Source organism: Pseudomonas sp. BNK-7, from assembly GCF_048072025.1.
Classification (GTDB): Bacteria; Pseudomonadota; Gammaproteobacteria; order Pseudomonadales; family Pseudomonadaceae; genus Aquipseudomonas; species Aquipseudomonas danubii.
Window position 1 is genome coordinate 5,557,451 of record NZ_CP182252.1, and the last position, 24,893, is coordinate 5,582,343.

19 protein-coding genes are annotated in these 24,893 nt (G+C 61.4%); 9 read left to right on the plus strand and 10 right to left on the minus strand.

Annotated elements, in window-relative coordinates; translation table 11 throughout:
* Positions 1-47 precede the first annotated feature (47 nt).
* Complete coding sequence (locus ACMGF8_RS25065; RefSeq protein ID WP_016965727.1) at positions 48-551, plus strand: peptidylprolyl isomerase; 504 nt, start codon at positions 48-50, stop codon at positions 549-551.
* Positions 548-1,300, plus strand: coding sequence for a UDP-2,3-diacylglucosamine diphosphatase (gene lpxH, locus ACMGF8_RS25070; protein WP_102864709.1), 753 nt, complete (start codon positions 548-550; stop codon positions 1,298-1,300). Before ACMGF8_RS25065 ends, lpxH begins: the two co-directional genes overlap by 4 nt.
* A gap of 139 nt (positions 1,301-1,439) precedes the next feature.
* Here the strand turns inward: lpxH and ACMGF8_RS25075 are convergent, their stop codons facing one another.
* From ACMGF8_RS25075 to ACMGF8_RS25105, 7 genes are all read right to left on the minus strand, one after another.
* Positions 1,440-2,969 carry a DHA2 family efflux MFS transporter permease subunit gene (locus tag ACMGF8_RS25075; RefSeq protein WP_102864707.1) on the minus strand — a complete coding sequence of 510 codons (1,530 nt, stop codon included), beginning with the start codon at positions 2,967-2,969 and terminating at the stop codon, positions 1,440-1,442.
* A gap of 68 nt (positions 2,970-3,037) precedes the next feature.
* Entirely contained in the window at positions 3,038-4,237 is a 1,200-nt protein-coding gene (locus tag ACMGF8_RS25080) for an HlyD family efflux transporter periplasmic adaptor subunit (protein WP_416757583.1), read from the minus strand.
* Positions 4,238-4,252: 15 nt separating this feature from the next.
* Positions 4,253-5,722: an efflux transporter outer membrane subunit gene (locus ACMGF8_RS25085; protein WP_416757585.1), complete on the minus strand. Its 1,470-nt coding sequence runs from the start codon at positions 5,720-5,722 to the stop codon at positions 4,253-4,255.
* Positions 5,719-6,192 carry a MarR family winged helix-turn-helix transcriptional regulator gene (locus ACMGF8_RS25090; protein ID WP_102864704.1) on the minus strand — a complete coding sequence of 158 codons (474 nt, stop codon included), beginning with the start codon at positions 6,190-6,192 and terminating at the stop codon, positions 5,719-5,721. Before ACMGF8_RS25090 ends, ACMGF8_RS25085 begins: the two co-directional genes overlap by 4 nt.
* Before the next feature lie 206 nt (positions 6,193-6,398).
* Positions 6,399-10,076, minus strand: a complete 3,678-nt coding sequence (locus ACMGF8_RS25095) for a translocation/assembly module TamB domain-containing protein (protein WP_416757587.1) — start codon at positions 10,074-10,076, stop codon at positions 6,399-6,401.
* The gene (locus ACMGF8_RS25100; RefSeq protein ID WP_102864702.1) at positions 10,073-11,800 is read right to left on the minus strand and encodes an autotransporter assembly complex protein TamA; all 1,728 of its coding nucleotides are present in this window, start codon (positions 11,798-11,800) and stop codon (positions 10,073-10,075) included. Before ACMGF8_RS25100 ends, ACMGF8_RS25095 begins: the two co-directional genes overlap by 4 nt.
* A 65-nt stretch (positions 11,801-11,865) precedes the next feature.
* A complete protein-coding gene (locus tag ACMGF8_RS25105; RefSeq protein ID WP_110596189.1) occupies positions 11,866-12,516 on the minus strand; it encodes a GNAT family N-acetyltransferase in 651 nt (216 codons plus the stop codon).
* 175 nt (positions 12,517-12,691) lie between these two features.
* Between ACMGF8_RS25105 and xthA the strand changes: the two genes are divergently transcribed.
* Positions 12,692-13,504: an exodeoxyribonuclease III gene (xthA, locus tag ACMGF8_RS25110; protein WP_102864701.1), complete on the plus strand. Its 813-nt coding sequence runs from the start codon at positions 12,692-12,694 to the stop codon at positions 13,502-13,504.
* A gap of 48 nt (positions 13,505-13,552) precedes the next feature.
* Here xthA and ACMGF8_RS25115 read toward each other — a convergent pair whose 3' ends face one another.
* Positions 13,553-13,885: a YegP family protein gene (locus tag ACMGF8_RS25115; RefSeq protein WP_102864700.1), complete on the minus strand. Its 333-nt coding sequence runs from the start codon at positions 13,883-13,885 to the stop codon at positions 13,553-13,555.
* Positions 13,886-14,177: 292 nt separating this feature from the next.
* Here ACMGF8_RS25115 and ACMGF8_RS25120 point away from each other — a divergent pair, with 292 nt between their 5' ends.
* The gene (locus tag ACMGF8_RS25120) at positions 14,178-15,560 is read left to right on the plus strand and encodes a substrate-binding domain-containing protein (protein ID WP_416757591.1); all 1,383 of its coding nucleotides are present in this window, start codon (positions 14,178-14,180) and stop codon (positions 15,558-15,560) included.
* A gap of 55 nt (positions 15,561-15,615) precedes the next feature.
* Here the strand turns inward: ACMGF8_RS25120 and ACMGF8_RS25125 are convergent, their stop codons facing one another.
* Positions 15,616-16,845 carry an acyl-CoA dehydrogenase gene (locus tag ACMGF8_RS25125; protein WP_416757593.1) on the minus strand — a complete coding sequence of 410 codons (1,230 nt, stop codon included), beginning with the start codon at positions 16,843-16,845 and terminating at the stop codon, positions 15,616-15,618.
* A gap of 180 nt (positions 16,846-17,025) precedes the next feature.
* On the opposite strand from ACMGF8_RS25125, the gene ACMGF8_RS25130 reads away from it, so the two are divergent.
* The 3 genes from ACMGF8_RS25130 (at position 17,026) to ACMGF8_RS25140 (ending at position 19,452) form a co-directional block, all read left to right on the plus strand.
* On the plus strand, positions 17,026-17,961 hold the full coding sequence (locus tag ACMGF8_RS25130) for a LysR family transcriptional regulator (RefSeq protein ID WP_102864697.1): 936 nt from the start codon (positions 17,026-17,028) through the stop codon (positions 17,959-17,961).
* 124 nt (positions 17,962-18,085) lie between these two features.
* On the plus strand, positions 18,086-18,490 hold the full coding sequence (locus ACMGF8_RS25135; RefSeq protein WP_102864696.1) for a MerR family transcriptional regulator: 405 nt from the start codon (positions 18,086-18,088) through the stop codon (positions 18,488-18,490).
* A 62-nt stretch (positions 18,491-18,552) separates the two neighbouring features.
* Positions 18,553-19,452: a hydroxymethylglutaryl-CoA lyase gene (locus ACMGF8_RS25140; protein ID WP_170003889.1), complete on the plus strand. Its 900-nt coding sequence runs from the start codon at positions 18,553-18,555 to the stop codon at positions 19,450-19,452.
* A gap of 622 nt (positions 19,453-20,074) precedes the next feature.
* On the opposite strand, the gene ACMGF8_RS25145 is transcribed toward ACMGF8_RS25140, so the two are convergent.
* On the minus strand, positions 20,075-21,778 hold the full coding sequence (locus ACMGF8_RS25145; protein ID WP_102881803.1) for an AMP-binding protein: 1,704 nt from the start codon (positions 21,776-21,778) through the stop codon (positions 20,075-20,077).
* 228 nt (positions 21,779-22,006) lie between these two features.
* On the opposite strand from ACMGF8_RS25145, the gene ACMGF8_RS25150 reads away from it, so the two are divergent.
* Together ACMGF8_RS25150 and ACMGF8_RS25155 are read left to right on the plus strand one after the other, a co-directional pair.
* Positions 22,007-23,170: an isovaleryl-CoA dehydrogenase gene (locus ACMGF8_RS25150; RefSeq protein WP_115580506.1), complete on the plus strand. Its 1,164-nt coding sequence runs from the start codon at positions 22,007-22,009 to the stop codon at positions 23,168-23,170.
* A 106-nt stretch (positions 23,171-23,276) separates the two neighbouring features.
* On the plus strand, positions 23,277-24,881 hold the full coding sequence (locus tag ACMGF8_RS25155; protein ID WP_115580507.1) for a carboxyl transferase domain-containing protein: 1,605 nt from the start codon (positions 23,277-23,279) through the stop codon (positions 24,879-24,881).
* Positions 24,882-24,893 lie beyond the last annotated feature (12 nt).

Consider the following 24,893-nt stretch of genomic DNA (forward strand, 5'->3'; position numbering starts at 1 on the left):
ACCCAGGATTTTCTTGAAAACGCTTCTCCTTATAAAGAGTACCGACCATGACCCAAGTCAAACTGACCACCAACCACGGCGAGATCGTGCTGGAATTGAACGCCGAGAAAGCCCCGTTGACCGTGGCCAACTTCGTCGAATACGTGAAAGCCGGGCACTACGAGAACACCGTGTTTCACCGCGTCATCGGTAACTTCATGATCCAGGGCGGCGGCTTCGAACCTGGCATGAAAGAAAAGAAAGACAAGCGTCCAAGCATCCAGAACGAAGCGGACAACGGCCTTTCCAACGACAAGTACACCGTCGCCATGGCCCGTACCATGGAGCCGCATTCGGCCTCCGCGCAGTTCTTCATCAACGTCGCCGACAACAGCTTCCTCAACCACAGCGGCAAGACCGTTCAAGGCTGGGGCTACGCAGTATTCGGTAAAGTGATCGCCGGCACTGAAGTGGTCGACAAGATCAAAGGCGTGGCCACCACCATGAAATCCGGCCACCAGGACGTACCCGCAGAAGACGTGATCATCGAGAAAGCCGAGATCATTGAGTGATACTGCTGATTTCAGATTTGCATCTGGAAGAGGAACGCCCGGACATTACCCGGGCGTTTCTGGATTTACTCGGTGGGCGCGCCCGCGCCGCCGAGGCGCTGTACATCCTCGGGGACTTCTTCGAGGTATGGATCGGCGACGATGCCATGACCCCCTACCAGCTTTCCATTTGCCAGGCACTGCGCGAACTCAGCGACAGCGGTACCCAGGTCTTCCTGATGCATGGCAATCGCGACTTCATGCTCGGCCAGGCCTTTTGCAAGGCAGCCGGCGCCACCCTGCTCAAGGACCCCAGCGTCGTCGACTTCTACGGTGAGCCGGTACTGCTGATGCACGGCGACAGCCTGTGCACCCGCGACGAAGCCTACATGCGCATGCGTCGTTACCTGCGCAACCCGTTGAGCCTGTGGATTCTGCGGCACCTGCCCTTGCGCACCCGGCGCAAGCTGGCGCGCAAGCTGCGCAACGAAAGTCGCGCCCAGACGCGCATGAAAGCCAACGACATTGTCGATGTGACCCCGGACGAAATACCGCGGGTCATGCGCGAACATGGAGTGGGCACCCTGGTTCATGGCCATACCCACCGCCCGGCGATTCACAAGTTGCAGATTGGCCAACAGGCCGCCAAACGCATCGTGCTGGGGGACTGGGATCGACAGGGCTGGGCATTGCAAGTGGACGAGCAGGGTTTCCAACTGGCTGCGTTCGATTTCGTACCCACGCAGCTGGCGTTGCCCGGTTCGTCCTGAACAGACGCCTTCGCCGGCAAGTAGCCCCTACAACAAATGCCCCACCGTAGGAGCCGGCTTGCCGGCGAAGTGGCCAGCAAGCCTTGCATCGCCCTTACGGACGCCTTCGCTGGCAAGCCAGCTCATACGACAATGGGCATCAATGCCCCGCCGACGCCGGGCCGGCCTTGGCGGCAAACGGTGGCTTGGCCAGCCACACCAACAGAATCAGGCCCATGAACCCCCAGCCCAGCAAGGTGAAATAGTCCACGGTCGAGAGCATGTACGCCTGGCTGGTGAGCACTTGGTCCAACTGCGCGTAGGCTTGGGTGCTGGCACCGCCGAGGTTGTTCAACGCGTCCCGGGTGACCGGATCGAAGATGCTCATGCTTTCGCTCATGTAGGCATGGTGCTGATCCGCCCGACGAATCCAGATCCAGGTCGTCAGAGACGCCGCAAAGCTACCCCCCAGCGTCCGCAGGAAGGTCGCCAGGCCCGCGCCGTCGGCGATCTGGTGCGGCGGCAGGTCGGACATGAGGATGCTCAGGGTCGGCATGAAGAACAGCGCCACACCAATCCCCATGAACAGCTGCACCAGGGCGATGTGCTGGAAGTCCACCTCATTGGTGAATCCGGCACGCATGAAGCAGCTCAGGCCAATGGCCAGGAACGCCAGGCCAGCCAGCAGGCGCAGGTCGAACTTGTGGGCGTACTTGCCGACAAAGGGCGACATCAGCACCGGCAAAATGCCAATCGGTGCCACGGCCAGACCGGCCCAAGTGGCGGTGTAGCCCATCTGGGTCTGCAACCATTGCGGCAGGATCAGGTTGATCCCGAAGAACCCGGCGTAACCGCCCACCAGCACGATGGTGCCGATGCGGAAGTTGCGATGGGCGAACAGCCGCAAGTTGACCACAGGATGCCGATCCGTCATTTCCCAGATCACGAACACCGCCAGGGCAATCACCGAGATCAGCGTGCCGGCGATGATGAAGTTGGACTCGAACCAGTCCAGGTCGTTGCCCTTGTCGAGAACGATCTGCAAGGCACCGACCCCGACGATCAGGCTCAGCAGGCCGATATAGTCCATCGGCTGGCGGCTGGTCACCACCGGTCGCGCCTTCAATTGCTGCTGAACCACCCAGGCAGCAAACAGGCCGATCGGCACATTGATAAAGAAGATCCACGGCCAGCTGTAGCTGTCGGTGATCCAGCCACCGAGTATCGGCCCGGCAATCGGCGCCACCACCGTGACCATGGCCAGCAGCGCCAGGGCCATCCCCCTCTTCGCGGGCGGGTAGACGGCAATCAGCAGGGTCTGGGTCATGGGATACAGGGGACCTGCTACCACCCCTTGCAGCACCCGAAAGCCAACGAGTTCGGGCATCGAGGTGGAAATACCGCAGAGAAACGAGGCCAGCACAAACAGCAGGGTGGCCCAGATAAACAGCTTCACTTCACCGAAACGCCGGCTCAGCCAGCCGGTCAGTGGCAAGGCAATGGCGTTGCTCACGGCGAACGAGGTAATGACCCAGGTACCCTGCTCCGAACTCACCCCGAGGTTGCCAGAGATGGTCGGCAACGCCACGTTGGCGATGGTGGTATCGAGCACCTGCATGAAGGTCGCCAGTGATAGGCCGATGGTGCTCAGCAGCAGGCTGGGAGGCGTGAAAGACGCGTTATTGCTCATCGCGAATCCTTAGGAACTGGGCTGGCACCCTGGTCTCTAGACGACACCAGGGTTGACGGATTGGCGAATCAGCGCTGGGCCGTCTTGCCGATGGTCGCGCTGTTGTCGTGGATCAGACGGGCGATCAGAGCATCGGCCTCGCCCAACTGACGGTCATAGACGTTGGTGCTGAAGGAAGCCTTTTGCGGTGGTTGCTGGGCCAGTACCGGGCCGCTCTGATCCCGCAGGTTGACGTTCACCAGGGTCGACAGGCCGACCCGCAGCGGGTGCTTGGCCAGCTCCTCGGCATTGATGTGGATACGCACCGGCACACGCTGCACGATCTTGATCCAGTTACCGGTGGCGTTCTGCGCCGGCAACAGGGCAAAGGCGCTACCGGTGCCGGCGCCGAGGCTATCGATGGTGCCGCTGTACTTCACATCGCTGCCATAGATGTCGGCCTCGATGTCTACCGGCTGGCCAATGCGCATGTCACGCAGCTGGGTTTCCTTGAAGTTGGCGTCGATCCACAGCTGGTCCAGGGGAATCACCGCCATCAGTGCAGTGCCCGGCTGGACCCGCTGGCCCAGTTGCACGGTGCGTTTGGCCACATAACCGGTCACTGGCGCAATCAGCGTACTGCGGGCGTTGTTCAGGTAGGCCTGGCGCAACTGCGCGGCCGCGGCCTGCACATCCGGGTGATTGGAGACTACGGTGTCGTCCACCAGGGCATTGGTGGTGTTGAGCTGCTGCTGGGCGTTGGCCAGGGCATTTTGTGCCGAGGTCAGGTCATCACGAGCGTGGGACAGTTCCTCCTGGGAAATCGCTCCGCTGGCCGCGAGGTTCTTGCGGCGATTGAAGTTGTCCTGGGCTTTCTGCACTTCGGCCTTCTGCGCCGCCACTTGAGCCCGCATGCCATCAACGTTGCTGTACAAGCCACGCACCTGGCGTACGGTGCGGGCCAGATTGGCCTCGGCACTCTGCAGGCCGACCTGGGCATCGTTGGGATCGAAGTTGATCAGCACCTGGCCCTCATGCACCAGATCACCATCGTCGGCGCCGATGCTGACCACAGTGCCGGTGACCAGCGGGGTGATCTCCACGACGTTGCCGTTGACATAGGCATCGTCGGTGCTTTCATTCCAGCGCCCATAAAGTTCGTGCCAGGCGAACACGCCCAGACCGCCGAGAATGACGATGGCCGTCAGCCCCAGGAGCATGACTTTGCGCTTGCGGGAGTTACCGGCGTCCGGGGTGTATTCGGTTGCTTGAGTGTCGGCAGTGGCCATGACAAATACCTCGAATTATTTAGTCTGAGGAACTGGGGCTGGGTCGACCGAAGCCAGGTTATGGGCACCGAAGCCGCCCCCCAACGCCTGCATCAATTGAATCGACAGATCGATCTGCTGAGCATTCAGCGTGGCCAGCTGGCGCTGGGCCTGCAGCAGTTGCTGCTCAATGCTCAGCACGTCCAGGTAGTTGCCGATCCCGGAGCCGAAACGCTGGACCACGGTGTTGTAAGAGTCCTGAGCGATGTCGGTGGCGTGCTGCTGGGCGACGATCTGCCGTCCGATTTCCCGCAGTTGGGAGATGCTGTCGCTGACATCCCCCAGGGCAGCCACCAGGGTCTTGTTGTATTGCGCGACTGCCAGGTCGTAGTCGGCATCCCGGGCGTCCAGGTCAGCCCGCAGCCGCCCGCCGTCGAAAATCGGCAGCGAGACAGTCGGCGCGATACTGAAGAAGCGACTGGCGGAACCGAACAGCGCATCCCCCAGCAACGCCTCGGTGCCCGCTCGCGCACTGAGGTTGAGGTTGGGGTAGAAACGGGTCTTGCTGGCATCGATGTTCTTGCTCGCCGCTTCCACCCGCCAGCGAGCCGCCACCAGATCAGGCCGGCGCCCCAGCAGTTCAGCGGGCAGCGTCGAAGGCAGGGCTACGGCGCTGGCTTGCAGGACCTTGGGCCGGGAGATGTCATCGGCCCGATCCGGCCCCTTGCCGAGCAACACAGCCAAGGCGATCTTCGCGCTCTGCAATTGCTTCTCGGCGTCGATCAGGCTGGCCTGGGAGCTGGCCTCCAGACTTTCGGTCTGCTGGTACTGGTACTGACTGTCGATCCCGGAGTCCAGGCGACGGCGACTCAGGTCGAGCATCTGCCGGGTACGCTTGAGGTCCTCGTTCGCCAGGTCGTACACGATATGCGCACGCCCCAGGTCGCTGTAGGCACGCGCTACATCGGCGGCCAGGGTCAGACTCGCTGCCTGGCGGTCGACTTCAGCGGCTCGGGCCTGCCCCAGCGCTGCTTCCCAGGCCGCGCGCTGGCCCCCCCAGAGATCGAAGTTGTAATTGAAGCTGGCGCCAATGTTGCGCACCGTGGAATAGGCCCCGCCCTGCCCCAGCGGGTCCTGGTCACGGGCCAGGCGCGAGCGGCTGATACCGGCACTGGCATCCAGGGTCGGCATCCGCCCGGCATCCGCGGCATAAGCCGCAGCACTGGCCTGATGGGCACGGGCACTGGCGATCTGCATGTCCGGGCTGTCCCGCAGGGCTTCCTGGATCAGCCCGTCAAGCTGGGTATCGCCCAGGCTTTTCCACCAGTCACTTTGTGGCCAGGCTGCCGGCGACAAAGTCACACCGTTGAGAGACTGTCCAGCTGCGAGGCTTTTCGCCTCAAGGCTTACGCCGGAGGTATCCAGGCCGCTGTAATTGGCACAACCGGCCAGACTCATGGCCAACAGCACCAGGCTGAGGCGGGTACGCGAGGTTTTACTGCTCATTTTTCACCTAAACGCAGGATGGTGATCGGGTCACCGGCAGCCAGCAAAATTTTCTTGAGAATCTGCTCAAGGGTGCGCAACTCCTCGGGAGAGATGGCACCCGCCAACTGGTTCATTGCATTGGCACCGATGTAAGGCAGCCGATCAGCAAGCTTGCGACCTTCCTCGGTCAGCACCAGGCGCACCTGGCGCCGGTCGTCCTCCGAGCGTTGACGCGCCAGGAAGTCCTTCTGCTGCAGGCGGTCGAGCATGCGGGTCATCGAACCGCTGTCCAGGGACAGGTGGCGGCACAATTCGGCCGGGGTATCGACGCCGAACTGGGCCATGATGATCAGCACCTTGAACTGCGCGGCAGTGATGCCGTGGGGCTCCATGTGGGTGTCAATGATCCGGTCCTTGAGCAGGGCGGCACGCCCCAGCAGCAAGCCGAGATGGCAATTGTGAAAGTCGTCGGGTTTGAAATGCTTCATCTGACCACCAGTTAGCTGCCTAGGCAGAGAGTGTGTGTCGAGATATTACTGCCTAGGCAGCCAATGTCAACGCAGTGATTAGCTTGCTGTTTATTTGCTTGATCAACGGCGCAGCGCCGCCGGCTTGAAAACCGGCGGGCGCCTTGTTCGATCAGGGAGAGGTGGTGTGGACAAGAAGGGGGCCATGCCCCCTTTGGCAGCGAGCCTTAGAAGTCGCGCTTGTAGAAGATGTCCAGGGAGCTGGCAAAACCGCTGGCCGCTTCCAGGTAGACCTTCTTGCTCAGTTTGTAGCGCAAGGCAATGGTGCTGGCGGGTTCGAAGACCCCGACGCCATAACGCAGACTGAGTTTCTCGGAAATATTGCCGCTAGCCACCACGCTGGTGCTGTTGCCACTGCCTTGGGTGTCCAGCTGAAAGTCCTGGATGCCCAGGTTCTTGGCAATGCCGCCGGTGAGCTCGGCGCTGCCCATCAAACCCAGGCCCAGGGCCGCCTGGGCCAGCATGTTGTTGTCTTCACCGGTAGAGCTCAGCGGCCGTCCCAGTACCAGGTAGGACAAGGCCTGTTCCTGACTCATGGCCGGCTCGGAGAAGATCTGCGTCGCCGGTTGCTCGGCGCTGCCACTCAAGCGGATGCCGGCAATCACGTCGTCGGTCTGGCGCACCGCCTCGATATCCAGGTACGGCTGGTCGATGGGGCCGGCAAACAGCAACCGTGCACGACGCACCGTCAGGCGCTGGCCATAGGCCCGATAACGACCGTCGTTGAGCCACAGCTCGCCGCGGGTATCCATGTTGTCGCCAATGTGCACATGCCCCCGCAGGTTGGCGGTAAGTCCGAACCCGGCAAAGCTGAGTTTGTCCTGGCCCACCTCCACATCGATGTTCATCGCCATGGCCATGGGCTTCTTACCTTCGTCGGTCTGCTGGCCGACGATGACCGTGTCATCGGAAACCTTGACCGTCGAGGGCGGCAATTCGCGTACGGTGATCTGCCCCTTGGGGATCAGCACCTTGCCGTTGATTGCCAGCTTGTCGTCTTGCAGTGAAATCTTCAGGTCCGGAGCCATTTCCAGCGCGGCATAGGGCTCGACAGTGACGGGCAACTGCGTGCCCTTGAGGCTCAGGTCCACCGCCAAGGCTCGCCCCCAGGCGATATTGCCATTGAGGTTGCCCTGCCCGGCCTTGCCGCTTTTCCAGCCGCCGTTGAGTTGCACGCTCTCGCCCATGATCTGCGCGCTCAATTGCAAGTCTTCAAGGCTGATGGGCAGCTCGGAACCGGAGACCTCACCGCCACTGAGTTGCAGATTGCCGTTGACCTGAGGCGCCAACAGCCCGCCAGACAAGCGACCACTGCCGTTCAGGTTGCCACTGAGTTTCTCCACCATGGGCACAAACGGCCGTGCCACGGACAGATCCAGACCACTGAGGCGGAACTCCCCGGACAACGGTTTGCTTTTGGGCAACGGATTGATCTGTGCCTGGACCATCAGTTCGCCCAACTTGCCGCCGTCGAACTGCAACTGGGTATCGATGCGTCGCGGGTTGAGGCGGGTGTCGAGCTTCAACGCCTGATAGGGGAAGTCCAGCCACTGACCCTTGTCCTTGACCCGTAGGGTGCCACCACTGGCATCCAGCAGGATCTGGCCTTTGGGACCGCTGGCGGGCAGGTCCAACTGTACCTCGGCATTGAGCATGCCCTTCCAGGCGAAATCCTTGGGCAGCCATTGAGCCAGGCTGTCGATGGGGAAACGCTTGAGGTGATAACGCAGCTTCGGATCGGGCATCAATCGCTGGTCTTCGCCACACAGACTGGCATCGCCGCTGGTCCAGCAATGGGCGCCAAAGTTGAGGGTGCCATTGGCCAAACGCTCCAGCTTCGCCGGGTTCTGCAGTTTCCAGTCCTGGCCGCCGGTCTGTACATCGCCACTGGCCAGGCGCCCCCGCCAGTTGCCCTGATCCAGCGCGCCGTCCAGCCCCAGGGCCAGTTTCAACAGTGGGCCTTGCAAATCCAGTTGCAGTTTCTGTTTTTTGATATCGCCCTGGCCGGCCAGGGTCAGGGTGCCAAGCTGGGTGTCTCCGGCCTGAATTCCACTGCCCTTGAGATCCACCTGGGCCTGTTGCGCGCCGTCGAGAGTCGCCCCCAGCTTGAGGCTTTGCAGGCGGTTGTCGGCAAAGGCCAGTTGCTGCCCCGAGAGGTCCACCTTGCCCTGTGGCGCCTTGAGCGTGCCTGCCAGATCTACCCGGCCATTGAGTTGCCCGCGCAACTGCGGCCATAGCTGGCCCAGACGCGGCAGCTTGATGTCCAGCTGGCCGGCGATTTTCTGCTGCAGGCTGCCGGAGCCGTTGATGCGGTTGTCCCCCAGGCGGATATCCAGGGCACTGAGGTTCCATTGCTCCCCTGCTCCGTCGGCCTTGGCCAGCAGCACGGCCGGCTGCCCCCGCAGGCGCCCCTTGAGGTCGAGGTCGGCCGTGACCTTGAGCTGTTCGTTCTTCATTTCCCCCTGGCTGCGCAAAGGGCCGGCCAGGGTACCGGGCAACTCGGCCAGCCAATAGGCCGGGTTGATGGCCGACAGTTCCAGCGCCGTATCCCAGGCCACACCGTCGGCAAATTGCAGGTTCAGGTGCCCCTGGGCCTTGCCTTGTCCGGCCGTGAGTTGGAATTGCGGCAGGAAGATCTTGCTCAGGTCGCCACTGAAGGGACTGCTCAAGCTGAAGGCGCCTGCCGGGCCATCCAGGTCACCCTTGAAGTTGCCCAGGTAGTTGCCATCCCGATAGGCCACTTCTGCATTGAAGCTGCGCAGCGCCACGGCCGGTTCTTCGATCAATGGGTAAAGGCGATGCCAGGGGAAATCCAGCCAGGCAAGCTTGGCCTCGGCCGAGAAGCCTTGGCTCCAATCAAGCTGACCGCTGAGATTGAGGCTCTGCTTGTCGTTGGCCCGCAACTCCAGCGTGGCAATCTGTGCGCCCTTGGCGTCGACCTTGCCTTGCAACAGCAGAGCCACCGGCCCTTGCTCCGCCGGCAGACTGGCCTTGCCGTCGAGCCGGTAGCCGTTTTTCAAGTCCCCCTTGCCGGTCAGTTCCAACTGATCCAGTTGCAGGGTGTCCGGCAAGTCAGCGCTGGCCTTGAAGCCACTGGCAATGATCCGCACTTGCGCCGGCAGGTTCTCCACCAGGGGTTGCAGCTCACCGCTCAACTGCCCTTGCAGATAGCCACTGCTGTCGGCCTTGAGTTTCAGGGTCTTGAGCAGATCGCCTTCGACCTGCATAGCCAGCGCCCAGGGACCACCGCCAGGAGCGGGCAAGCCGAGGGTGCCCTGAGCCGTCAGGGGCCAGTCGCCACTGGGTTGCAACAGGCCGGACAGGTCGAGGCTCAGGTCATCGCGCTGCAGGTGCACCGAGTCGATCTGCAAGCCTTGAGCGGTCCAGCGCGCCGCCAGTTGCAGCCCCTTGAGCTCTTCACTGCCGTTGAACAACAAGCGGCCGACCCGTACTTGTCCCAGCTCGATGGCCACGGGCAGACGCAGTTCCGGCAGGCTGATGGGCCCTGTGCTTTCTTCGGCATCGTTGCTGGGAGCGAACTGCAGGCTGACCTGATCGGCCTCCAACTGCTCGATGCACAGGGTCATGCGCAACAGGCAGGCAGGAGACCAGGCAAATTTCACCGAATCGAGTTCAACCCGGCTGCCGTCCTGCTGCCAGAGCAGATGGTCTGTGCTCCACTGGCTACCCAGATGGCCCTGGAAATTGTCCAGGGTCAGCCCCGGCACCAGGCCCAGGGCCCAGCGGCTGCCAGCCTGGGTCCCCAGCACCGTGGTCAAGGCCAAGAGGGTCAGGATCACCAGCGCAAGAATCGCCAGCAGCGTTATCTTCAAGGTGCGCTTCAAAGCTCTGGCCCCATGGAAAAGTGCAAGCGAATCCCACCGTCGTCATTCATCGCGTGGGCCAGGTCGACCCGGATCGGCCCTACCGGCGACACCCAGCGCAGCCCCACACCAACCCCGGTCTTGAGGTTCGGTAGCTCCAGTTTGTTGAACGAGTTGCCCTGATCGACAAAGGTCGCGATCCGCCATTTCTCGGCAATGGAGTACTGATACTCGACACTGCCAGCCACCATGTAACGACCGCCAATGCGATCCCCTTCGGAGTTCTTCGGGGACAGAGTCTGGTAGTCGTAACCACGCACGCTCTGGTCGCCACCGGCGAAGAAGCGCAAGGACGGCGGAATGGACTTGTAACCGTTGGTGGCGCTACCTCCGAACTGCACACGCCCCAGAAAGCGGTGATTGTCCCAGGCCGTTGTCAGGCCTTTGAGCAGGACCGTTCCGTACAACAGGTTGGTGTCGGAGCCCACGCCTTCCTTGGCCAGCTTGGTATCGAATTGAATGCGATAACCGTTGTGCGGATCGATACGATTGTCGCTGCGCAGGTAGGAATAGGTCAGGCCAGGCATCAGCAGATTACTCAGGCCCGAGTCGTCCCCAAGGCGATACTCCTCACGTTGATACTTCAGCGAGACCACGCGCTGCCAGCCGCTGGGCAACTTGCTGTGCCACTCGGGGCCCACTGTGAGCAGCTTACTCAGGGTATCGGTGCCGGAGATTTCTTCATTCTGATAACCACCGGCGAAGCGCAGCTTGTCGGTCAGCGGCGGGTCCAGGGGAATGTCATACCACAGGCCGACGTTCTGCCGGGGCTGGGAGACTTCAGCCTCCCAGCCATAACTGTGACCCTGGGGATTGACCCAGTGTCGGGTCCAGTTGGCCTTGACCCGGGGGCCGACGTCAGTGGAGTAACCCAGGCCAAGCCCCATAGTCCGGGGCTTGCGGGTTTCCAGCAGGACCGCCACTGGAATCACCTCGTGCTCGGCAGCAGTGGGCGCGGCATCGACCCGCACGCCCTCGAAATAGCCGCTGGACTGTAGCGCCTGGTTGAGTTCGGCAATCAGCTCGGAGTCGTAGGGAGCACCGTTCTTGAAGGGCACCATGCGCCGCAACAGGTCTTCGTCGAACAACGAGTCCCCGGTGAAGCTGACCTTGCCCAGGGCGTAACGCGGACCGCTGTCATACACCAGTTCGATGTCCGCCACCCCGGCCAGGGGGTCTACCGACAATTGCTGGCGGGTAAAACGTCCGCTGAAAAAACCGTAGCGCGAGGCCTGGTTCTGAATCAGGCGCTTGGCATCTTCGTAACGGCCATGATTGAGCACAGCGCCAGGCTTGAGCTGGTCACTGTCAGGGGTGCGGAAGGACTTGAGGGACGCTGCCGGGCCTTCGACCCGGATCGTCACATTGCGCAGATGCACCGGCTCGCCGGGGTCGATACGCAACAACAGGCGGGGTTTCTCGCCGCCGCGCACTTCGCTTTCGATACGGGGCTGGTAGTAGCCCAATGCCTGGGCGGCTTTCTTCGCCTGCTCCTCGGCGCCCCGGCTGAATCGCAGCAGGGCTTCTTCATCACGATCACCGACACCGCCAATGTAACCTTCCACATTGGCTTTCAGCTCGTCATTGGCGGGCTTTACCCTGACATCCAATTCGCTCTGCGCCAGCGCCGCACAGCTTGTGAACAACAGCAAAAAGCCGCTGGTAAATCTTCCTGGAAACTTCATAGGCGCGGATGCTATCACGAGCTTGGGGGGGCGATAGAGCGCTCAAGTGCTGGGAAAGTTCTATATCAGGCTGTTGCTCTTTGTAAGAGTTGCGGGTTCGGATGAAAGAATACGTGCTCGCGGACCGGCCCTACCGCGATCTCTCCGATCTCTTCATAACCCTGGCGTTTATAGAACTCCAGATAGCGCGGATTACCCGTATCCAGCACCACGCCCTGGGAATGCTCATCCACAGCACACCAATTGTGCACCGCCTCCAGCAGCTGTTCGCCGAAATGCTGCCCCTGGAATTGCGGGTGCACGCCTAGCAATGGCAAGACATGGACCGCATCGCCGGGCAGGCAGGCCTGCACCGCCTCGTGGTACTCCAGATATCGCCGCGTGCAACGAAACCCGGTACTCAGCACCATGCGCAACCGCCAGGCCCAGCTTTCGGTAATGCCCAGGCGGCGTTGCGGTGGGGCGATCAGGGCAATGCCGATCAAGCGGTCGTTGACCAGTAGGCCGATGGCCGGCAGGTCTTGCAGAAAATGCTGTTTCACCAGCTCACGCACCGTGGCCCGCACCCGCTGTTCATAACCGGCACGCTCGGATTCGAAAATGAAACCGAAGGTCGGCTCATGGCGATAGGCCTGGTACAGCAGCGACCGCGCTTCACGGGAATAGCCGCTGTCGAGCATATGGATATCGGCGATGGCGTTGGCGGTATCAGGCATGTCGGTCACTCTCCCCTGGGCCCGGCTCGAATGGCCGCACTCTTGTTATTACGAACCTGGCGCGGCGCTGATCGTTCCCACGCTCAAGGACATTAGCAGCGCATTCGCGGGGCTGCCATGCTGGTCGACCCGGGCGTAGTCAGCTAGCATCGCTGTTTTGCCAGGACCGCCGACCATGAAGATCGTCTCGTTCAATATCAACGGGCTGCGCGCCCGCCCCCATCAGCTGGCGGCGCTGATCGACAAACACCAGCCGGACGTGATCGGCCTGCAGGAAACCAAGGTCGCCGACGAGCAGTTTCCCCTCGCCGACGTCCAGGCCCTGGGCTACCACGTGCACTACCACGGCCAGAAGGGCCATTACGGTGTCGCCCTGCTCTCGCGCCAGGCACCACTGGCCGTGCATAAAGGCTTCGAGGGCGATGACGAAGACGCCCAGCGGCGTTTTATCTGGGGTACTTTCGCCGATGCCAACGGCACGCCGGTGACCATCATGAACGGCTACTTCCCCCAAGGTGAAAGCCGCGACCATCCCACCAAGTTCCCGGCCAAGGAACGCTTCTACCATGACCTGCAGCACCTGCTGGAAAATCGCTTTAGCAACGACCAGCCCCTGGTGGTCATGGGTGACGTGAATATTTCCCCGGAAGACTGCGACATCGGCATCGGCGCCGAAAATGCCAAGCGCTGGCTCAAGACCGGCAAATGCAGCTTCCTGCCGGAAGAGCGCGAGTGGATGGCACGCTTGAAGAACTGGGGTCTAGTAGACAGCTTCCGTCACCTGAACCCCGAGGTGAACGATCGCTTCAGCTGGTTCGACTACCGCAGTCGCGGTTTCGAGGACGAACCCAAGCGTGGCCTGCGCATCGATCTGATCATGGCATCCCAGGGGCTGCTGCCCCGGGTCAAGGACGCCGGCGTCGACTATGAACTGCGGGGCATGGAAAAGCCCTCTGACCATGCGCCGATCTGGCTCGAGTTGAGCTGATTCACAGGCACAAAAAAGCCCATCGCAAGATGGGCTTTTTACTACCGCTTACATTTGGACCACTTCAACCCGTTCAGTGGTGCCAGCTGCTGCGATGGCGTTGATGGCGCTCTCGAGAGTAGGCTCCGAGTCGTACAAATGACTGACCAGAATCACTTCCTTGCCGGCCTTGAGCTTGAAATAAGGTTTACCGCCCGATGAAATTTTCTTGACGTAGCGCTCAGGAGAAGCGCAGTGTGCGCGGAACAGGCCGAGAGCCGCCTCGGCACTGTCCCGGCAAGGGAATCGGTCGCTTTGAAGCATGGTCTGCGCCTCCTTTGTCTTCAGCAAGAATCTGCATGCACCACTGCCATACTGCTTCAGCTCGAACCAGGCACTCATTTGTAACTCCTTTGCTTACTACGAAATAGCAGCACAACACTGCCGAGGCATCTGCGGGGGGATGACGCGTTGGCAGTCGCCCCAATCCCCGCCAGACAAAGTTGCCAACTCTACGCAGCCTCCGAAGACTGGTCTTTAGGACAAGTCTCAAAAAATCTAGAGAAAACAGCTATTTACGATGTAGGACTTTCGCCATTTATCGCCAGAAAGTGCCGCTCGTCACATACCTGTCACCTCCCTGACTTAATCTCGCCAGCACTCTCCTCTTTCTTTATAGAAGGCCAGTGCCGCCATGCCCCGCGCTTCCACCGTCAGTGAACGAGATATCTGGTGCCGGACCATCAGCCTGTTTCTGATCGGCTTTGTTTGCTATGCCCTGCCTTGGTCAGTGTTCGCCGCCTTGCCCCTGGCGCCCGACAATGCCGCCGTGCTGCGTATCCAGGGCTCCAACACCATCGGCGCCCAGCTTGGCCCGGCGCTGGTCAAGGGCTTGCTTGAACAACAGGGCCTGCACAACGTCAGGATCGAGGGCGGTGGCAAGGACAATGAGAAACGCGTTCTAGGACAGAGCGCCCAAGGTCGGACAGTCAGAGTGGACGTTGCCGCCCACGGTTCGAGCACCGGCTTTAGCGCACTGAAAAACGCCCAGGCCGATATTGCGGCCGCCTCCCGACCGATCAAGGACAGCGAACTGGTGGAGCTGGAAAGCCTGGGAGACCTGAAAAGCCCTGGCGCCGAACAGGTCATCGCCATCGACGGTCTGGCAATCATCCTTCATCCGCACAATCCGCTGAGCCAGTTAAGCACCGAGCAACTGGCCCGCCTGTTCAGTGGCGAGATCAAGACCTGGGAAGAGCTGGGGAGCACGGGCGGGCCGGTCCACCTGTATGCCCGGGATGATCAGTCCGGCACCTACGACACCTTCAAGGAGCTGGTCCTCAGCCGTCGCGGCAAGGCGTTGAACCCGGCGGCCAAGCGTTTCGAGTCCAGCGAACAGCTGTCGGACGCGGTGAGCCGGGACCCTCAAGGCATCGGCTTCATCGGTCTGCCCTACGTACGCCAGGCCAAGGCCGTGGCGATTATCGACGGTGACTCCCAGCCCATGCCGCCCCTCAACAGTCTGATCGCCACTGAGGACTACCCACTGTCGCGGCGTCTGTACCTGTACTTGCCGCCCAATGGGCAGAACCCCTGGGCGGACGCCCTGGTGAGTTTTTCCCAGAGCGCCAAAGGCCAGGCCATCGTCGCCGCCAACGGCTTTGTCGCCCAGACCGTGCAAGCCATGCGGGTAACGCCCAGCCCACAGATGCCCAAGGCCTACCAGCAACTGAGCCGGGATGCGCAACGCCTGAGCGTGAACTTTCGCTTCGAGGAGGGCAGCGCCAATCTGGACAACAAGGCACGCCAGGACCTGAATCGCGTCCTGGATTACCTGCGCCAGCACGCCAAGATGAACCGGCACGTCACTCTGGCCGGATTCGGGGATGCCAAGAGCGACCCGGCACGCGCTGCCCTGCTGTCCAAGCTGCGGGCCATGACAGTGCGCAGGGAACTGGTGAAAAGCGGCGTGGTGTTTCGCGAGATCCGCGGTTTCGGCGCTGAGCTGCCAGTGGCGGCCAACAACGCCGACGAGGGCCGGATCAAGAACCGGCGCGTAGAAGTCTGGGTGTACTGAATACACAGCAACCGGCCTGCCACAGGCGTCGCCCGGCAGGCCGGCTGCATGATCATCAATGGCTGCTGCGCAGCATTTCCTTCGGCACATACTTGCCGATTTCGTACTTGCCAATGGCCGCGCGGTGTACTTCATCCGGGCCATCGGCCAGGCGCAAGGTGCGCTGCATGGCGTACATGTAGGCCAATGGGAAGTCATTGGATACCCCGGCCCCACCGTGAATCTGGATCGCCCGGTCGATCACCCGCAGGGCCACATTCGGCGCCACTACCTTGATCTGGGCAATCTCGCTCTTGGCCACTTTGTTACCCACGGTGTCCATCATGTAGGCCGCCTTGAGGGTCAGCAGCCGAGCCATGTCGATCTCCATCCGCGAGTCGGCGATCTTGTCGATATTGCCCCCCAGGCGAGCCAGCGGTTTGCCGAACGCGGTGCGATTCACCGCACGCTTGCACATCAATTCCAGCGCCCGCTCGGCCATGCCAATGGAACGCATGCAGTGGTGAATGCGGCCCGGGCCGAGGCGGCCCTGGGCAATCTCGAAACCACGCCCCTCTCCCAGCAACACGTTCTCATAAGGTACGCGGACGTTGTCGAACAACACTTCGGCGTGACCATGCGGCGCATCGTCGTAGCCAAACACCGGCAGTGGACGGACGATCTTCACCCCGGGGGTATCCACCGGCACCAGGATCATCGAGTGCTGCTGATGACGCGGCGCATCCGGATTGCTCAGGCCCATGAAGATCAGAATCTTGCAACGCGGATCACAGGCGCCCGAGGTCCACCACTTCTTGCCGTTGATGATCCACTGATCGCCGTCGCGCACCGCGCGGGCCGCCATGTTGGTGGCGTCGGAGGAAGCCACATCCGGCTCGGTCATGGCGAACGCGGAGCGGATCTCGCCACGCAGCAGCGGCTCCAGCCAGCGCTGCTTCTGTTCTTCGCTGGCATAACGCACCAGCACTTCCATGTTGCCGGTATCCGGCGCCGAGCAGTTGAACGGCTCGGGGCCCAGCAGCGATCGGCCCATGATCTCCGCCAGTGGCGCATATTCAAGGTTGGTCAGGCCGGCCCCCAGTTCCGACTCAGGCAGAAACAAATTCCACAGACCTTCAGCCTTGGCCTTGAGTTTGAGCTCTTCCATGATGGCGGTCGGCTGCCAACGATCACCTTCGGCAACCTGACGCTCGAAGACCGCTTCAGCCGGATAAACATAGGCATCCATGAACGCGGTGACGCGCTCACGCAGCTCTTGAACCTTGGGGGAATAGGCGAATTCCATGGGCAGTTCTACCTTTGTGAAGAACGGGTGTTGGGGGACTGAAATCGATGCTAGATCAGCTACGAAAATTTACCTAGCCTATTCTCGGCGTGTATTAACATTCATCACCGATATATGATCGGCTGATCCGAAAGGCCTCCGAGCCTCCCTCACAGGCCCTAACAATAAGAGTGCAGCGCCATGAATCTGAGCAAGGTCGACCTCAACCTCTTCATCGTTTTCGACGCGATCTACACCGAAGCCAACCTGACCCGCGCCGGGCAGATCGTCGGCATCACCCAACCGGCGGTGTCCAACGCGCTGGCGCGTCTGCGCGAGACCTTCAATGATCCGCTGTTCGTCAGGACCGCCCAGGGCATGGTGCCCACCCCCATGGCACAGAACATCATCGGTCCGGTGCGCAATGCATTGTCACTGCTGCGGGTTTCAGTCCAGGAAAGTCGGATTTTCAACCCTCTGCAAGCGGTCAAGACCTACCGCATCAGCATGACCGACCTGACCGAGGCAGTGATCCTGCCCCCCCTGTTCCAGCGCCTGCGCCGCCTGGCACCGGCGGTGATCATCGAGAGTTTCCTCTCCAAGCGCCGGGAGACCACCAAGGAACTGGCAGCCGGGCGCCTGGACTTTGCCGTGGACGCCCCCCTCAACACCGACCCCCAGGTGCGCCACGTCAAGCTCATGGAAGACCGTTACGTGTGCGCCATGCGCAAGGGCCACCCCCTGGCCGGCAAGGAAAAGTTCACCCTGGACGACTACCTGTCCCTGACCCACATCCATATTTCCAGCCGTCGCAGCGGCCTGGGCCATGTCGACCTGGCGCTGGGCAAGATGGGCATCCAGCGCAAGATCACCCTGCGCTCCCAGCACTACCTGATGGCTTCACAAGTGTTGCAACAAACCGACATGGTCATGACCGTCCCGGAACGTTTTGCCCGACGCCATGACCTGCAGGCCTTCAATCTGCCGGTCAATGATGTACCACCGGTGGAAACCCACCTCTATTGGCACGAAAGCACCGACCAGGACCCGGCCAACCGTTGGATGCGCGAACAGATGATCGAGCTGTGCCAACAGGTGACCGCCCACGAAAAGAAACTCGACCAGCAGACAGCCTGACCCCTTCGCCGGCAAGCCCTCACTGTAGGAGCCGGCTTGCCGGCGAACGGGATCGACGCGGATTGCTTGACGTATACGTAAACCTGCCTTTAGCTTAGCGCCAAGTCCCACCTTGAGCGCCTCCATGAGCAGCCAGACCTACAGCATCTCCGACCTCGCCCGCGAGCTCGACATCACTACCCGGGCCATACGCTTCTATGAAGAGCAGGGCCTGCTGGCCCCTGAGCGTCGCGGCCAGGAACGCATCTACTCCCCACGGGACAAAGTCAGTCTGAAGCTGATCCTGCGGGGCAAGCGCATCGGCTTTTCCCTGGCCGAATGCCGTGAACTCATCGAGCTCTACGACCCCAGCAGCGGCAACCTGAAGCAGTTGCACAGCATGCTGGCGAAAATCGGCGAACGGCGAGAGCAGCTCGAACAGCAGTTGCTCGACATCGAACAGATGAAGCTGGAACTGGACACCGCCGAAGAGCGCTGTACCCAGGCGCTGGAACAAACCATCCAGAACCAGAAAAGCACCGCACAATAATCCTTGGGACACCTGCGCCGCTCGCGCCGGCATCCGCCCTCCCTCATAGAAGGTGAACCTGAATGTCACTCCCCAGCCATGTACGCCTGATCGAAGTGGGCCCCCGCGACGGTCTGCAGAACGAAGCCCAGCCCATCAGCGTCGATGACAAGGTGCAACTGGTCGATGCCCTGACGGCGGCAGGCCTGGGCTATATAGAAGTCGGCAGTTTCGTCTCGCCCAAGTGGGTACCGCAGATGGCCGGTTCGGCCGAGGTCTTCGCCCGCATCCAGCGCAAGCCGGGGGTGGTCTACGGCGCGCTGGCGCCGAACCTGCGGGGCTTCGAAGACGCCCTGGCGGCGGGGGTCAAGGAAGTCGCGGTGTTCGCCGCCGCATCGGAATCCTTCTCCCAGCGCAACATCAACTGTTCCATCAGCGAAAGCCTGCAGCGCTTCGTGCCGATCATGGAGGCCGCCAAGCAGCATGGCGTCAGCGTGCGCGGGTATGTGTCCTGTGTGCTGGGCTGCCCTTACGAAGGTGAGGTAGCCCCGGAGCAAGTGGCCCTGGTGGCCCGTGAGCTGTACGCCATGGGCTGCTACGAAGTGTCCTTGGGCGACACCATCGGCACCGGCACCGCCGGCGCCACCCGCAGAATGTTCGAAGTGGTGAGCGCCCAGGTGCCACGGGAGAAGCTCGCCGGCCACTTCCACGACACCTATGGCCAAGCCCTGGCCAACGTCTACGCCAGTCTGCTGGAGGGCATCGCGGTGTTCGACAGTTCGATCGCCGGCCTCGGCGGCTGCCCCTATGCCAAGGGCGCTAGCGGTAACGTTGCTACCGAGGATGTGCTGTACCTGCTCAACGGCCTGGGCATACACAGCGGTATCGACATGGATCGCCTGATCGATGCTGGCCGGCAGATCTGCACGGTGCTGGGCCGTCCCAGCGGTTCTCGTGTGGCCAAGGCACGTAGCGCCGGGTGAGCCAATGTGCGGCCGGGTGTTACCGGCCGCTCTAAACGGTGGCGGGAACGAGTAACACGGAAACAGTTTGTCGATTTTATTGCGATGCAGATTGTCCTACAAAAACATCAAGCCATTGATTTTAAAGGACTTTAAAAAGTTGGCACGGCTCCTGCTATCTCTATGGCATAACAAGAATAAAAAGCAGCAAACCTAATAAAAATAAGACGTAACGACTCTGACATAACAAAAACAACACGGCAGAGACGCAGCTAACAGATTTTTTTGGAGAGGATGTGATGTGCAGGAGGGCTTGCAAGAGCCACCCGCAACCGGTCAGAGAACAATAAAACTACCCTTGAGGTAGCTCCCGAACTGGTTGGATCGCCCTGGCGACACGTTAGATCAGCGCTCAAAAAAATACGTTTGCTCTTGATCCCGGATGGGGATCGCCAAAAACAGCGGTAAAGGGCCACGGTTGCCAAAAACAACAATAGACCGCCCCTCAATAATAAAAAAAGAGCACGCAACGACAAATTAAAGGGGAGCTTCGGCTCCCCTTTGTGCTTTCTGCAATTTAGCTTTTGCCTGCCCTTCTCGCCCATAAAGCGTGCACCCGTCCAGATGCACGCTCCAGCAATGCTCACACCCTGCTCACCTGCTCGCGCAACTCCTCGATGCTGATTTCGCGCATGCGGAATTTCTGGATCTTGCCGGTTACCGTCATCGGAAACTCCTCGACGAACTTGAAGTAACGCGGCGTCTTGAAGTGGGCGATGCGCTCCTTGCACCAGGCCTGCAGCTCGACTTCATTGGCGCAATGCCCGGGGTGGAACTTGATCCAGGCGACGATTTCCTCACCGTACCTGGCGCAGGGAATGCCGATCACCTGTACATCGGCCACGGCGGGATGGGTGAAGAAAAACTCTTCCAGCTCCCTCGGGTAAATATTCTCGCCACCGCGGATGATCATGTCCTTGTTGCGCCCGGCAATGCACACATAACCCTGCTCGTTCATGGTGGCCAGGTCGCCGGTGTGCATCCAGCCCGCCTGATCGATGGACTCGCTGGTGCCCTGGGGGTTGTTCCAGTAACCGAGCATGACGCTGTAACCCCGGGTGCAGAGTTCACCGATGGTGCCCCGGGGCACCAGATTGCCGGCCTCGTCGATGATCTTGCTCTCCAGGTGCGGCTGGGTACGGCCCACGGTGGTGACCCGCAACTCCAGATCATCGGCAGGACCGGTCTGCAACGACACCGGACTGGTCTCCGTCATGCCGTAGGCGATCTGCACCTCGCTCATGTGCATCTCGCTGATGACCCGGCGCATCACCTCGATCGGACAAGTGGCACCGGCCATGATCCCGGTACGCAGGCTCGACAGGTCGAACTCACCACGCCTGGGCTGGTCAAGCATGGCGATGAACATGGTGGGCACCCCATACAAGCCGGTAGCCCGCTCCTCGGCCACGGTACTGAGGGTCAGCAACGGGTCGAAGGCATCGTTGGGGTAGATCATGGTGGTGCCGTGGGTGATACAACCCAGATTGCCCATGACCATGCCGAAGCAGTGATACAGCGGCACCGGGATCACCAGCCGATCTGCCGCGGTCAGGCCCAGGCTCTCCCCCACCATGTAACCGTTATTGAGGATGTTGTAGTGACTCAGGGTCGCGCCCTTGGGGAAACCGGTGGTGCCGGAGGTGTACTGGATATTCACCGGCTGATCGAAATCCAGGCTGTCCTGGCGCGCCTGCAATTGCTCGGCGGTGGCTCCAGCGGCAAGGGCCGTCAGTTGCGACCAGGGCAGAAAGCCGGAGGGCGGCTGGGCATCCAGGCTGATCACCCCACGCAACTCGGGCAGGCGTTCACAGTGCAATTGACCGATGGATTGCTCCGCCAATTCAGGGATCAGCCCCTGCAGCATGCCGTGGTAGTCAGAGGTCTTGAAGGCTCCGGCGCAGATCAGCCACTGGCAGCCGGACTGCTTGAGCACATATTCCAGCTCGGAACTGCGATAGGCCGGGTTGATGTTCACCAGGATCGCGCCGATCTTGGCACTGGCAAATTGGGCGATGCACCACTGGGCGCAGTTGGGGGCCCAGATCCCCAGTCGATCCCCCGTCTTCAGCCCCAAGGCCAGCAGCGCCCTGGCATGCAGGTCGACGGCCTCGCGCAGTTGCTGCCAGCTGTAGCGCAACTGCTGATGACGCACCACCAGGGCTTCCCCCTGGGGATAGGCAGCGACGGTGTTGTCGAAGGCCTGACCGATGGTCAGCGCCAGCAATGGCTTGTCTTGCGTACCACGGGTGTAACTGCGATCCGGCTGGAAACCCGAGTGTTCCATGACGACCCCTATTGTCTTTATTAGTGGGTGTTCAGGAGCCTGGCCGATGGTGCGAAAAAGCCTGGCTCCAATCGAAAGCCCTGCTACTCTGGCGCAAGTTGACGTTTACGTAAAGGGCGATTGACAGCCTTCGGTCGCAGGTTTACGTTAACGTAAAGGTGAGAGCTAGACAGCGCCGCTCTCTGCAGCCCATTCCCTCAATAAAAACAAGTTTGAAGGTGCCCCGCCATGAGTTACCCGACCCTGAACTTCGCCCTCGGTGAAACCATTGACATGCTGCGCGAACAGGTCCAGGCCTTCGTCAAGGCGGAACTGGCTCCTCGGGCGGCACAGATCGATGTCGACAACCTGTTCCCCGCCGACATGTGGCGCAAGTTCGGCGACATGGGCCTCTTGGGCATTACCGTAGCGGAAGAATACGGCGGCGCCGGGCTGGGTTACCTGGCCCACGTGGTGGCCATGGAAGAGATCAGCCGCGGCTCCGCCTCGGTGGCACTGTCCTATGGTGCCCACTCCAACCTCTGCGTGAACCAGATCAACCGCAACGGCAACCATGAGCAAAAGAGCAAATACCTGCCCAAGCTGATCAGCGGCGAACACATTGGCGCCCTGGCCATGAGCGAACCCAACGCCGGCTCCGACGTGGTGTCGATGAAGCTGCGCGCCGACAAGCGCGGTGACCACTTCGTCCTCAACGGCAGCAAGACCTGGATCACCAACGGCCCCGACGCCAACACCTACGTGATCTACGCCAAGACCGACCTGGAAAAGGGCCCCCACGGCATCACCGCCTTCATCGTCGAGCGTGACTGGAAGGGCTTCAGCCGCAGCAACAAGTTCGACAAGCTGGGCATGCGCGGCTCCAACACTTGCGAGCTGTTCTTCGATGACGTGGAAGTGCCGGAGGAAAACATCCTCGGCGTGCTCAACGGCGGGGTCAAAGTGCTGATGAGCGGCCTGGACTACGAGCGCGTGGTGCTCTCCGGCGGCCCGACCGGGATCATGCAAGCCTGCATGGACCTGGTGGTGCCCTACATCCACGACCGCAAGCAGTTCGGTCAGAGCATCGGCGAGTTCCAGTTGATCCAGGGCAAGATCGCCGACATGTACACCCAGCTCAACGCCAGCCGCGCCTACCTGTACGCCGTGGCCCAGGCCTGTGAGCGTGGCGAAACCACCCGCAAGGACGCCGCCGGGGTGATTCTCTACAGCGCCGAACGTGCCACCCAGATGGCCCTGGATGCGATCCAGATCCTTGGCGGCAACGGCTACATCAACGAATTCCCCGCGGGCCGCCTGCTGCGTGACGCCAAGCTCTACGAAATCGGCGCCGGCACCAGCGAAATCCGCCGCATGCTGATCGGTCGCGAACTGTTCAACGAAACCAAGTAAGAGCAGCCGCACGTTGCGAGCTACGAGCGGCAAGCCAAAGCTGCCGTAATACCGACTTACTTTTGCAGCTTGAAGCGTGTCGCTTGAAGCTGCCGTAGGCCCTCCCATGATTCTGAAGTCTCAGCTCAACCCGAAATCCCCCGAGTTCGCGCAGAACGCGGCCAGCATGCTGGCCCAAGTCGACGCCCTGCATACCCTGCTCGCCCAGGTCCAGCAAGGCGGTGGTGCCAAGGCCCAGGAGCGCCACACTTCCCGGGGCAAACTGCTGCCGCGCGAGCGTATCAACCGCCTGCTCGACCCTGGCTCGCCGTTTCTTGAAGTCAGCCCCCTGGCCGCCTACGAGGTCTATGGCGAAGACGTGCCCGCCGCCGGCGTGATTGCCGGCATCGGTCGGGTAGAAGGCATCGAATGCATGATCGTGGCCAACGACGCCACGGTGAAAGGCGGCTCCTACTACCCGCTGACGGTAAAGAAACACCTGCGGGCCCAGACCATCGCCCAACAGAACCGCCTGCCCTGCATCTACTTGGTGGACTCCGGCGGCGCCAACCTGCCGCGCCAGGACGAAGTATTCCCGGACCGCGAGCACTTCGGCCGGATCTTCTTCAACCAGGCCAACATGAGCGCCCAGGGCATTCCGCAGATCGCCGTGGTCATGGGTTCCTGCACCGCCGGCGGAGCCTACGTGCCGGCCATGGCCGACGAAGCCATCATGGTTCGTGAACAGGCCACCATCTTCCTCGCCGGCCCGCCCCTGGTAAAAGCTGCCACCGGCGAGGTGGTGAGTGCCGAAGAGTTGGGCGGCGCCGACGTGCACTGCAAGATTTCCGGGGTTGCCGACCACTACGCCGACAGCGATGAACACGCCCTGGCCCTGGCCCGGCGCAGCGTGGCCAACCTCAACTGGCACAAGCAGGGCCAGTTGCAGCAACGCACCCCGCTCGCTCCGCTGTATGCCCGTGAAGAGCTTTACGGCGTGGTGCCGGCCGATCCCAAGCAGCCCTTCGATGTACGCGAAGTCATCAGCAGGCTGGTGGACGGCTCGTTGTTCGATGAATTCAAGGCCCTGTTCGGCACCACCCTGGTCTGCGGTTTCGCTCACCTGCATGGCTACCCTATCGCCATCCTCGCCAACAACGGCATCCTCTTCGCCGAAGCCGCGCAAAAAGGCGCGCACTTCATCGAACTGGCCTGCCAGCGCGGGATTCCCCTGCTGTTCCTACAGAACATCACCGGCTTCATGGTGGGCCAGAAATACGAGGCTGGCGGCATCGCCAAGCACGGCGCCAAGCTGGTCACCGCGGTGGCCTGTGCCAAGGTGCCGAAATTTACCGTGATCATCGGCGGCAGCTTCGGGGCCGGTAACTACGGCATGTGCGGTCGCGCCTACGATCCACGCTTTCTGTGGATGTGGCCCAACGCGCGGATTGGCGTGATGGGGGCCGAACAGGCGGCCGGGGTGCTGGTCCAGGTCAAGCGCGAGCAGGCGGAACGCGGCGGACACCCTTTCGACGCCGCCCAGGAAGCCGAGATCAAACAGCCGATCCTCGATCAATACGAGCACCAGGGGCACCCTTACTACTCCAGCGCCCGGCTATGGGACGACGGCGTCATCGACCCGGCACAGACCCGTGACGTCCTGGCCCTGGCCCTGTCTGCGGCCCTTAATGCACCCATCGAACAGAGCCGCTTCGGCGTGTTCCGCATGTAATCCTGCGCGAGA

Bases quoted from the DNA above. Each gene is read 5' to 3' on its own strand.
- ACMGF8_RS25135 (WP_102864696.1), top strand. From the start codon at position 18,086: ATGAGCAGCCAGACCTACAGCATCTCCGACCTCGCCCGCGAGCTCGAC.
- ACMGF8_RS25090 (WP_102864704.1), bottom strand. From the start codon at position 6,192: ATGAAGCATTTCAAACCCGACGACTTTCACAATTGCCATCTCGGCTTG.
- ACMGF8_RS25065 (WP_016965727.1), top strand. From the start codon at position 48: ATGACCCAAGTCAAACTGACCACCAACCACGGCGAGATCGTGCTGGAA.
- ACMGF8_RS25140 (WP_170003889.1), top strand. From the start codon at position 18,553: ATGTCACTCCCCAGCCATGTACGCCTGATCGAAGTGGGCCCCCGCGAC.
- ACMGF8_RS25115 (WP_102864700.1), bottom strand. From the start codon at position 13,885: ATGAGTGCCTGGTTCGAGCTGAAGCAGTATGGCAGTGGTGCATGCAGA.
- ACMGF8_RS25150 (WP_115580506.1), top strand. From the start codon at position 22,007: ATGAGTTACCCGACCCTGAACTTCGCCCTCGGTGAAACCATTGACATG.
- ACMGF8_RS25145 (WP_102881803.1), bottom strand. From the start codon at position 21,778: ATGGAACACTCGGGTTTCCAGCCGGATCGCAGTTACACCCGTGGTACG.
- ACMGF8_RS25120 (WP_416757591.1), top strand. From the start codon at position 14,178: ATGCCCCGCGCTTCCACCGTCAGTGAACGAGATATCTGGTGCCGGACC.
- ACMGF8_RS25080 (WP_416757583.1), bottom strand. From the start codon at position 4,237: ATGGCCACTGCCGACACTCAAGCAACCGAATACACCCCGGACGCCGGT.
- ACMGF8_RS25075 (WP_102864707.1), bottom strand. From the start codon at position 2,969: ATGAGCAATAACGCGTCTTTCACGCCTCCCAGCCTGCTGCTGAGCACC.
- ACMGF8_RS25100 (WP_102864702.1), bottom strand. From the start codon at position 11,800: ATGAAGTTTCCAGGAAGATTTACCAGCGGCTTTTTGCTGTTGTTCACA.
- xthA (WP_102864701.1), top strand. From the start codon at position 12,692: ATGAAGATCGTCTCGTTCAATATCAACGGGCTGCGCGCCCGCCCCCAT.
- ACMGF8_RS25105 (WP_110596189.1), bottom strand. From the start codon at position 12,516: ATGCCTGATACCGCCAACGCCATCGCCGATATCCATATGCTCGACAGC.
- ACMGF8_RS25085 (WP_416757585.1), bottom strand. From the start codon at position 5,722: ATGAGCAGTAAAACCTCGCGTACCCGCCTCAGCCTGGTGCTGTTGGCC.
- ACMGF8_RS25125 (WP_416757593.1), bottom strand. From the start codon at position 16,845: ATGGAATTCGCCTATTCCCCCAAGGTTCAAGAGCTGCGTGAGCGCGTC.
- ACMGF8_RS25130 (WP_102864697.1), top strand. From the start codon at position 17,026: ATGAATCTGAGCAAGGTCGACCTCAACCTCTTCATCGTTTTCGACGCG.
- ACMGF8_RS25155 (WP_115580507.1), top strand. From the start codon at position 23,277: ATGATTCTGAAGTCTCAGCTCAACCCGAAATCCCCCGAGTTCGCGCAG.